The organism is Anaeromusa sp. (genome assembly GCF_028691475.1).
Classification (GTDB): Bacteria; Bacillota; Negativicutes; order Anaeromusales; family Anaeromusaceae; genus Anaeromusa.
Map to the genome: position 1 here is coordinate 54,561 of NZ_JAQUZF010000003.1, position 10,675 is coordinate 65,235.

Annotated in this window: 8 protein-coding genes; all 8 read right to left on the bottom strand. The window is 53.0% G+C overall.

The window, feature by feature from the left end; genetic code table 11:
* Positions 1 to 267 precede the first annotated feature (267 nt).
* The gene (locus PHF27_RS01260; protein ID WP_300065091.1) at positions 268 to 900 is read right to left on the bottom strand and encodes a hypothetical protein; all 633 of its coding nucleotides are present in this window, start codon (positions 898 to 900) and stop codon (positions 268 to 270) included.
* A gap of 334 nt (positions 901 to 1,234) precedes the next feature.
* Positions 1,235 to 4,207: a helicase-related protein gene (locus PHF27_RS01265; protein WP_300065093.1), complete on the bottom strand. Its 2,973-nt coding sequence runs from the start codon at positions 4,205 to 4,207 to the stop codon at positions 1,235 to 1,237.
* A gap of 918 nt (positions 4,208 to 5,125) precedes the next feature.
* Complete coding sequence (locus tag PHF27_RS01270) at positions 5,126 to 5,902, bottom strand: protein-glutamate O-methyltransferase CheR (protein WP_300065109.1); 777 nt, start codon at positions 5,900 to 5,902, stop codon at positions 5,126 to 5,128.
* Positions 5,903 to 5,982: 80 nt separating this feature from the next.
* Positions 5,983 to 7,095, bottom strand: a complete 1,113-nt coding sequence (alr, locus tag PHF27_RS01275; protein WP_300065095.1) for an alanine racemase — start codon at positions 7,093 to 7,095, stop codon at positions 5,983 to 5,985.
* Positions 7,096 to 7,097: 2 nt separating this feature from the next.
* Complete coding sequence (gene hypB / locus PHF27_RS01280) at positions 7,098 to 7,775, bottom strand: hydrogenase nickel incorporation protein HypB (RefSeq protein WP_300065097.1); 678 nt, start codon at positions 7,773 to 7,775, stop codon at positions 7,098 to 7,100.
* A gap of 1 nt (position 7,776) precedes the next feature.
* The gene (locus PHF27_RS01285) at positions 7,777 to 8,121 is read right to left on the bottom strand and encodes a hydrogenase maturation nickel metallochaperone HypA (RefSeq protein ID WP_300065099.1); all 345 of its coding nucleotides are present in this window, start codon (positions 8,119 to 8,121) and stop codon (positions 7,777 to 7,779) included.
* A 94-nt stretch (positions 8,122 to 8,215) separates the two neighbouring features.
* A complete protein-coding gene (locus PHF27_RS01290) occupies positions 8,216 to 10,276 on the bottom strand; it encodes a penicillin-binding transpeptidase domain-containing protein (protein ID WP_300065101.1) in 2,061 nt (686 codons plus the stop codon).
* Between the two features lie 177 nt (positions 10,277 to 10,453).
* Positions 10,454 to 10,675 (bottom strand): hypothetical protein (locus PHF27_RS01295; RefSeq protein ID WP_300065103.1); only part of this gene is annotated, 222 nt, incomplete at its 5' end.

Below are 10,675 nucleotides of genomic sequence, written 5' to 3' on the forward strand. Positions count from 1 at the left end.
GAAGGAACGGATTTTGAACAGGAGTAGAGGGAGTAGATGGAGGGTTACGGAAAAAAGAACTATTGAACAAGAAAACCGGAGCCGAGAGAGGGTATGTCGGAGGGCTGCGACTGTGGCGGCCATTGTGTTTGAGACTTTTAATAGCAAAAAATCTCCTTGCCTGCAGTTTTCTAACTGCGAGCAAGGAGATTTTTCTATTCAGGAACGCATTTGGTTCGTACCCTCAGCACGCCCTCCGATTACTCCGGTTCTCTTGTTCGTCCCTCGTTATTTTTCGTTCAGCGTCACTTCGAAGGAAACTACTCTTACCGCATCCGGCAATAATTCCGGGTCCTCAGAAGATACTTTCACTCCGTCGCCGTAATACCCGCGCGGCAGCTGCCGCACCGGGGCCAAGCGCAGGCACAAGCCTTTTTGCTGAATCAGCCTTCCTTCCTGACGCACCGGAATATAGCCGCCGTAGTCCCAGCCGAAACCGACAATACGGAAAGGCTGGCCGTTCAAGCGATTCAGCTCTTCCAAGGGCGTACCGACGGTAATATTTTCCGCCGTCCGCCAAGACGTTCCCTCTTTTTTCACCCAGGCGTGCGACAACACCTGCCCGTATTGATTATTCCGCCAAAACAAGATTATTTCGTTAACACTATAAGGATAAATGACCGATACATCCCGTTTTTCAGTTCCTTCCGCCACATAAATGGTCCTGCGCTGCACCTGCTCAGCGTCAAACAACTGCAGCAAATCTTCCTCTTTAGCCGAAGCTCTGATCGGCCCTAATCGTTCATAGGGCAGACACAACCAGTCATTTTCTACTGCCTCCGCCGCCTGAACTACAGAAACACCGCCGCCCAAAATCGCAAGACCTACAAGCAAAACCGCCAGCCGCCACCATCGTTTCATCAGTACGCCCCCTTTTTGATTTCATACTTTCACTATACTACAAGAAAAGCGGCTTTTTAAGCCGTTTTTCCAATTTTCGACGGCGCTGGATGCGCCTAGGGTCGGTTGCGCCATGGATGGCATGGCAACCGACGTCTACTGCTTATAGGGAGGGCACGAATGAGGACTCAAACAAGCTTTATGTCTTAGTGAACCTCCCGACCAAAGGAGCAGTTTTTTTCGTCAGACGCAAAAGAAAACCGCAGGAATAGCAGCGCTATGCCGAGGATTTCTGACAAAACCTGACGGAAAAAGAGCCCTTTAGGCGGGATGTGAGCAAAATAGCAGCTCCGCTTTAAGGTTTACGCCCGGAAACAATAATACAGCCCGCCGCCAACAGGCGCACGGCCGGCTTCTTCATGCCCGCCGCCAGGGCCCGGGAAAGAGCAATTTCTTGTTCCGCCAAATCCGTTCGGCCGGCTTCATTCCAAGCCTTGGCTCGCTGAGCCGTATCTTTTTCCAGCGCTTCACACGCAACAGGCACCAATTCCTGGTACCAGGCATCCTTCTCCAGAAGTTTTAACGAAGCTTCATAGGTTTTACCACAGGCGTCTTTCCAGTCTTCAAGACCGATTACCTCATGAAGCTGCTTAACCCGCCCTTTAATCAAGTTAATATCGCGGGCCTTGCTGAAAGGCTGCTCCAAAATATCTAAAAGTTCCGGATGGCGCACGCGCCGCCCTTGTTGATCTAAATACAGCCGTACTGTCAACGGCGCCAAAAAACCGTCCGCACGGCGGCGCAAGTTTTTCCACAAACGCTCCGGCAGGCCCAGTTTCTTTAAAAAGCCTCTAACAAGCTTCATATCCGCTTCCAGCGTATATTCATAGCAAAAGCCAGCCCATTCATCGCCTTTTTCCTCGCTCCACCGCGCCTCCGGGCGCCAAAAAGCAAAGGTTTGCCCCCGGTCATCCCAATCCAAATAGCGCGATACTGTATCCAGAAAAGACTGCCCCGACCGAACCGCAGCAGCTTCTTGAAGCTGCAATGACTCGCTTCGGTCATACGGCAAAGGCCTCTGCAAATCTTCCTGCATGCGGCTAAGCCAGTCAAAGGGCATCAGCACAGTTTCGCTTGTCGCCGTATAGCGCGGTCCTTGACGCCCCAACCCCAAAGCCATGGCAATCCAAGGCTCAAAGGCTTGACGCTGTCCATCGCTGTCTTTGTCATAAGCAAGGGCCGCTTCGCCCCACCCGGCCGTCGTCGCAGCAGCCGGACGCGAAGCTTGCCATTGACCAAAAGCCTCTTCCAACGCTGTAGCGGCATCCAAAAGACCTTCATAGCCGTCCTCAAGCAGCGCCTTGCGCACCAACGGCGTCGCGACCTTTCTAGCCCAGCCATCCACACCATGCAGAGACTGACGGAAAAACGACAGTTCTTCTTCCAGCACCTCACACCAAACATTGGCCAGAGAATAATCGCCGCCGGAACCGAGAACCGCCACGGTTTGCAGCGCTTCTGTGCGATTGCGCCGTTCCACCCGAGACATGCGCCGCTCCAAGCGACGCAAATCAAAGGGCAGATCAAAATGCACCACCACCTGGGCGTGACCCAAGTCGCAATACTCTTCGCCCCGCGGGTCCAGCACCAATACCTGGCAGGACGCCTCGTCCCGAAACTGCACTTGCGCCGCTTGTACCTCTCGAACGGTTTGCGCCCGGTGCACTTGGGCTACGGCTTTAGCCCCCAAAAGCTTGCTCAATTCGTCGGTTACTGTCTGACAAGTAGCGGCAAAACGTGTAAAGACGACCACTTTGCGCGCCTTCGGCAGCGTCTTGATATAAGCAGCCAAGGACGCCAGCCTCGGCTCGGCTTCAGCAGCGCCTGGCGTCAACGCGTCAAGACGCTGCAAGATCACTTCCTCGCCCTCCAAGAGCGGCATCTTCCTACACAAATGCAGCCACGTCTTAGGCAGCTCTTCTTCCAGCTGCGCCGGCGTCTGCCGACCCAAACGACAGCCTACCAATTCTTTTAACAACTTGTAGCTGCTGCCGGCGCATTCCGCCAACGCCAGATACAACACTTCCACTAATTGACGATGCTGCGCCAGATCCGCGTCGCTCTCCATCGCTTTTTTCATGAGCAAACGCCATTGTTCCAACGTCTCTTCCAGTTCTTCCGCCGCTTCTCCCGCCACTTGCAGCACTTTCAACTTCCCAGTCTGCCGACAAAGGGGCAATTCACTCCCGCCAACTTCCAATAGGCGCGGTTCTGCTTTTTTCCCCCAGAGCGACGCGGCCTCAGGCAACTGTTCTAACGGATAGCCGTCTCGATCCACCAAGTGAAACATCGCCCAATACAAGGCTTCTTGTTCTTGCGAGGCCAATGGAGTTGTCAACAACACCCGCTCCGCCTGCTGTGCTGCAGCCGCATAAAAGCGGTAACGACGCAGCGCCGCCTCATCTTTAGTTAATACATCAGCAGCTACAAGTTGCGCGTCATCAAAGACGACCAGACCCGGGCGCTGTTTCAATACAAAGTCTTTAGCCGTCACCGCCCGATCAGCGGCAATCAGCTTTAAACGCGGGTCGTTGGGCTGCAAGTGAAAATGCTTACGCAACATTTCTTCCCAAAACGCAACCAGCAGCGGCGGCACCACCAACAGTACTTTGCCTGCAGGGTCATCCAGCAAAAACTGGCGAACCACCGCACCGGCGGCTATCGTTTTGCCCCAGCCAGGAGGCGCCGCCAACACTCGCCGCTGAGAAGCACCGCTAACAAGCTCCCAGACCGCTTCTAACTGTTCCGGAACTACCTGCACCTTGGCGGACAAAAGGCCTGTAACGCCTCGCGTCATCGCCCGCTGCTCCAAAAGCCCCCGCACAAAGGAGGCCCTGGTTTCGCGCAGAAAAGCCGTCTCTTGCAGCGTTTCCGCCAGCATGGACACTGCGTCAGCAAGAGGCCGATTCCAGCGCACATAGACGTCTTCCGTCGGCACAGCTAACATACGCAGATTCCCCGGCAGCGTCCCTTCGGGAAATTTCACTTGATATTCGCCGCTGGCTGCGTCAAATTGCTCTACCCGCCCGGCGTACCAACGCCCCAGCGCTTCTATGTATACAAAGCAACGCGTTTTAGGCTGCAACCGTCCTAATGGACGAAGCGACTCAAAAGGGATTTCTACATCCTGGCGACTTACAGGCGAAGAAAAGAACTCCACCACCACGCTGCCTGCTCGTATTTCCTTGATTTTCCCTGTCCCCAGAACATTGCCGGTTTCCTTGACAAAATACCCCTTTTTTAGCGCCTGCATCTCCTTCACGCTCATATACTTTTGTTCCTCCTACTTGCTACTGCCACGCCTTCGACCCCTTTCATTTTTTACCAATCACTATAGATAGAAAAAAGGCCCACTGCCGTGGACCCATTACGACTTGTCATCGTTCAGGACGATTTGCCCGGTTTTCCCATTATACTACTCCCCCGAGGGCTAAACAACTCCCACGGCGGAAAAAAACAGGCAGTCTGAAAAGGGCAGACAAACTGTACAAAACACACCAGCAAGAAATAAACAAGAGAACCGAAGAATCTGAGGGTACGACGGAGGATACGAAACTCAGAGTAACAGAGAAAAGCCAGAGGAAATCCCAAGAGAGACTACGGAGATTGAACAAGAGAACCAGAGTCACGAGAGGGTACGACGGAGGGTTACGGAATTTAACAGTAGAAGGTAAATTGAGGGAATGACCGAGCCTACGGCGGCCATGATTGTATTTGAGACTTTTTTGGAGCAAGACGGTCCGCAGGACGCAAAAACAGGAGACGACGGAGAAAAGTTCCGTATGTCTGAGCGCCAGCGAGTTCGCGGAACTGCCGCCGACTCCTGTTTTTGCGAGGCGCGCGGAAATCTTGTCTCAAATACAGTTATGCCGCCGTTTATACAGAAGCTCCTTGCCCCCAAACTCCCCTTTCGCGCATTTCGTGTATTTCACGGTTCGTTAGCAACGTCTCTCGGTTTTATTATCCAACCGCGAAAATCGCGAAAAACACGAAAATTGATTTGTCGTTCTCACAAACCATTTCCAAGCCTGCTGTCTCAAACTCTCAAAACTTGTAATTTATAGTATCTATTGAAAAAACACAGGCCCCAGCTTGCGCCAGAGCCTGTGTGTCTTTACTGTTTTGAATCCCTCGGCGTAACCCTCTGGTCACTCCGGTTCTCTTGTTCGTAGAGCTCTCGTTCCGCTTAAAACGGTTTTTGGTAGAAGAAGGGCATATAGCTTTGATAGCCGATGTCACGGAAATTCAAGATGGCTTCGGTGCCGCCGACAAACAGAACGCCGCCCGGCTTCAACGCTTCCAGGAAACGCCGGTAGAGGGCGTCTTTGGCTTCTTCCGTAAAATAAATAACTACATTACGGCAAAGGATGAGATCAAAGCCGCTTTCAAATTTATCCAGCAGCAAATTGTGCTTCTTAAATTCCACTCGCGAACGGATATCGGGGACCACTACATAGCGGTCGCCTTCCTTGGTGAAATATTTAGAAGCCCGATTGGAGGAAATGTTCTTGTATTCGTTCGCGCTGAATTTGCCTTCCTTTGCTTTACCCAGCACTTCTTCATCCAAATCGGTCGCCAAAATGCGATGCCGCGCGCTGGGCGTCAAATCCGCCAAAATCATGGACAGCGAATAAGGTTCCGCCCCCATGGAGCACCCGGCGCTCCAAATATTGAGCTTCGAGCTGCGCTGCAGCAGATCTGCGAGCACTTTTTTCTCCAATTCTTCAAATTTCTCCGGCGTCCGGAAAAATTCCGTTACGTTAATCGTAATGTACTCGACAAATTCTTTATAAGCCTTGGGGTCTTTTTCCAACTGCGAAAAAAATGCCGTATAGCTGCTATGGCCGTGACGGTTCATCAAATTCGTAATACGCCGCTGCATCTGCGCCCGTTTGTAATAATTCAGGTCAATCCCGGCTTTGGCATTGAATTTCTTCTTAAACGCTTCCCAATCCTGTTCCATTTGGTCCATCCTGCCGCCTCCATTCGTACTGCAATGATTTAGCTTATCGTACCATGAGCCGTGTAACGCCGCAAGAAAATTCAAGCGTTCCCATAGCGCCTCGGCACCCGTTTCCCGACCATACACACAATTTCATAAGGAATGGTTCCCAGCCAGGCCGCCACTTCTTCCACAGTCGGCCCTGCCGGCCCAAAAAGTAACGCAGGTTCCCCCACTGCTACCTTCGCCCCTGCCGGAAGAGCCACCATGCACTGATCCATGCAGATGCGCCCCACCACAGGCGCCCTTTGACCAGCTAAAGATACTGCCGCTTTGCCCGCCAAAAGCCGCGTCCAACCGTCCGCATACCCTACAGGCAGCGTCGCGATACAGGTATCTTGACCCGCTTTGTAGATACATCCGTAGCTGACCGGGCTTCCCGGGGGCACGCACTTTACATGGCTGACACAGGCTTTCCAGGACATCGCCGGCCGCAAGGGAAGGGAACGCTTGACTTCTTCTGACGGCCAAATTCCATATAGAATAATGCCGGGCCGCACCATATCCAGGTGGTACTCCGGCAATTCCAGCGTAGCCGCGCTATTGGCGATATGACGAACAGCCACCTTGACTCCGTGAGCTTCGATGTTCTGCAGCGCCTCTTGAAAACGCCGGAATTGCTCGTGAGCATAACTCTTATCTTCACAATCCGCCGTTGCAAAATGCGAAAAGACGCCTTCCACTTCGATTCCAGGCAGCCCGGCCACTTGCGCCGCAAAAACGCCAGCCTCTTCCGGCTGGACGCCGATGCGCCCCATGCCGGTATCGACTTTTAGATGCACTATCGCTTTGCAGCCCAACTGCTGCGCGGCGTGCGACAAAGCCTCCGCCGTTTCTAACGAATATACAGCGGCGGTAACCTTTTGCGCCACGACCTGCGCCGCTTCCTCCGGCGGTGTATAGCCTAGAATCAGAATGGGAACTTCAATACCGGCCTGCCGCAATTCGACCGCCTCCTGCAGCATCGCTACCGCCAGTTGGTCCGCCCCTGCTGCCAGCACGGCTTTTGCCACAGGAACGGCGCCATGCCCGTAAGCGTCGGCCTTCACAACGGCGCAAAACTGCACCCCTTTTCGCAAGGTGCTGCGAATGTGCCGCACATTCTCTTTGATAGCCCCCAAATCTACTTCCGCCCAAACCGCCTGGCGCGTCATGCCTACTCCCCCTTGACCTGCTCTTTTTTGCGGCGCACTTCGTCTTTGATCCAGTTGAGCCAAGAGCTCAGCCCGGTTGTTTGACCACCTTGGAAGGACGTTTTAAAGAGCAGAATGTCGCTGTTAGCGCTCTTGATATCATGCTCCGCCAGTTCCATATCAAATGACGTATGCGGCAGCAAATCCATTTTATTAATGACCGCCGCCTTAGACACATTAAAGGCAATCCGATATTTCGCCGGTTTATCATCGCCTTCAGTCACGCTGAGAACTACAATCTTAGCGTCTTCGCCGATATCAAACTCAGCAGGGCAAACTAGATTCCCCACGTTTTCCACAAGTACCAAGTCCAGTTCGTCGAGGTTAAGAGAATTAACAGCCTCTTCCACCATGGACGCTTCCAAATGGCAGCCGCCTTCGGTGTTGATTTGAATTACCGGTACATGCAGCTGCTCAATGCGGCGGGCATCTTTATCGGTAAATAAATCGCCTTCAATGACCGCTACGCGCAGACGCGCCTTGAGGGCAGCAATAGTGTTTTCCAGCAGCGTCGTCTTGCCGCAGCCGGGAGACCCCATCAAATTCAACACCAAAATACCCTTTGCCGCAAAGCGCTGCCGTAGCCGGGCCGCAATCGCTTCATTTTTCTCTAAAATATTGCTCATAACTTTAATTTCCATTTTAATCCACCTCCAGATATTCCACTTGCATTTCTCTGCCGCTCAGCATATCCACCGCCAGAGAAGAACAATGAGCGCACATAAGGCTGCGTCCCTGTATTTCGCATTCTCCACCGCACTCTCGACAGTGCAGGCGCACCGGAACGCGTTCTACCAAAAGTTCAGCCTGCGCTGCCGGCGTCTGCGTCGCCACCGCTTGAAACGCCGTCAAAAGCGCTTGCACATCTACCTGCGTATAGGCTCCGATGCGTAACTTAATCCGGCGGATGCTTCCTTGGCTGCCGGAAGCCTCGGCATGCCGCCGCACCACATCTAAAATTCCTTGAGCCAAACTGACTTCGTGCATCTTCTTCCTCTTCTTTCTCCATCTGCCGTAAACCAGGCCTGCTACAGTCAATTGCTATGATTCTTCATTATACCCGCTTGTTTGCGGTTGGTCATCAATTTTCGCTGAAAGAAACGCCGATCTCACTCCCCACAGACACCGGCGCGCCTGGCGGCACTTCCTGGCTAACCGCCAGGCCGCCTCCGACCGGACGGAAAAACAAGCCTTCCTTGTGCAGTTCCGCTGCCGCTTGACGCATCGTTTTGCCCTGCAAATTCGGCATGCGCACCTGCCCCGCCGGCAGCGGAGGCAGGGGAGCAGTCGGCGGTCTCACCGGCTGCGGCGCTGGAGACTGTTTTTTCTTTTCTTCCGGCAGCAATACGCCGCTGGGCAAAATGTTCAAATAGCGAAAAATTTGGCTAAAAATTTCTCCGGCCACCGGCGCGGCAATCTGCCCGCCATAATAAACGCCCCGGGGATCGTCCAATACCACCAACACCGCTATGCGAGGCTCTTCTACCGGAGCAAAGCCCGCGAAAGAAGCGATATAACGCCCTTGATAATAGCCGCCGCCGTCTTCACGCAGTTTTTCCGCCGTCCCTGTTTTACCGGCAATACGGTAACCCTTCACAGCGGCTTTGCCGCCGCCGCCTTCGGAAACGACTTTTTCCAAAAGCCCTTTGAGAGTCTGGGCTGTCTCGGACCGAATCACGCGGCGCACTACTTCTGTAGCATAGGCTTGCTGCACCGAGCCGTCGCCGTTTTGCACCTCTTTGATGATATGCGGCTTTAACAACACGCCGTCGTTAGCCAACGCGCTTACCGCCGTCACCAGTTGCAGCGGCGTTATCGCAATACTTTGGCCAATAGCCATGGTAGCAATATCAGAGTCGCGCATATCCTTGGGTTCGAATAAAATCCCTTCTTCTTCACCAGCCAAATCAATGCCGGTAGGACGTCCAAAACCGAAGTCCCTGGCATATCGCGTCAGCCTTTCGCCGCCAAGACCCAGGCCGATCTGCACAAAGCCCGTATTCAAAGATTGCTTAATAACAGCTTCCAGCGGAACCGCCCCGTAGGACTCGCCGCTCCAGTTTTGAATGCGCCGCCCGGATACTTCGATAGCGCCATTGTCCTGAAACCACTGTCCGGGATGTACGGTTCCTTCGTTCAAGGCTGCCGCTACGACAATACTTTTAAAAGTCGACCCTGGTTCATATACGTTGGCAACGGCCCGATTACGCCATTCTCCTGGTCCGCCTTTCCAAAATTGGTTTGGATTGTACGTAGGTCGGCTGACCATGGCCAAGACATCGCCTGTCTTGGGGTCCATCACAATAGCGGTAGCTGCCGCAGAACCAGTGGCCGCCATGGCCTTGTCCAAACTCTGTTCCACAATGAACTGAATGTTCTGGTCAATCGTCAGCAGCACTTTGCGGCCTTCTTCCGGCGATTTCAAGGAAAACACCGATTGAAAAATAGGACGTCCCTGATTATCTGTAAAGATATTCTGCTTTCCCTTGCTCCCTTTCAGCACGCTATCCAGCTTGGCCTCCAAGCCTTCCAGCCCCTGATCGTCGCTGCCTACAAAGCCCAAGAGCTGCGCCGCCAGCTTCTCATTGGGATAATAACGTTTGTTTTCCTCTAAAAACCCAAAACCGGGTAATTGATACTGTTTGATAAATGCCGCCGCCTGAGCGGCTATCGGCGCATCCATACGCCGCTTTAGCCAAACGAATTTGCGTTCCGGCAGCAGCAGATCCTCTTTCATCTCTTTAGGGTCTATGCCCAAGATAGGCGCCAAACCGCCAACAATACTGTCGACGTCTGCCTGATTTTTGCGCAATTCATCCGGATTAGCGTACAACGATTTCGTCACTACGCTGACAGCCAGCTCATTGCCGTTGCGATCACAAATCGAACCGCGCGGCGACTGCATATCGCGGCTGACCTCCAACTGAGCCATCGCCTTTTCCTTCATGTCACCGCCTTGGACCACTTGAATCCAGGCTACGCGCCCTGCCGCCACCGCCAGTAGCAGCAACAGCAGCAGCAAGCATACCGCCAAGCGCAATTGCAACGGCTTTTTTCTAGGCCGCTGCGGCGGTCCGCCTGTTGTTTGGCTAGAACCGCCTTGCGTTCGGGGCCTTCTATATCTTCGTTCACGTTCTACCATGCACTGTTTCTCTCCTATGTCTTTTGAAAAGTTGTCTAACCTTTATAATATTCTCCCTCTAAGAGCGTCTTCCCTGCTTAGGCTTTTTGTTCTTGCCGCGACAGACCGTCTTTTGTCTGCTATACTAACGAAAGATCAAGCCCTGCCTGGAGGTATTACTATGTTTTTCGCCTGGCCTCAGTGGAAAAAGAATCTAGCCGCCCTTTGGTTCGCCCAGTTCAGCGGCATGGGAGCCATTACTGGCGTCTTAGCCTTTCTCCCTTTATATGTAGAGAGTGTTCTCACAAACTCAAAACCCTTGAATTTACAGGCCTCGTAATGAGGTCTTTTTATTTTACCTCCCAACATAGAGCGGAAAATTAGTGAAGAAAAATCAATTTGGGACTTGATTTTTTCAAA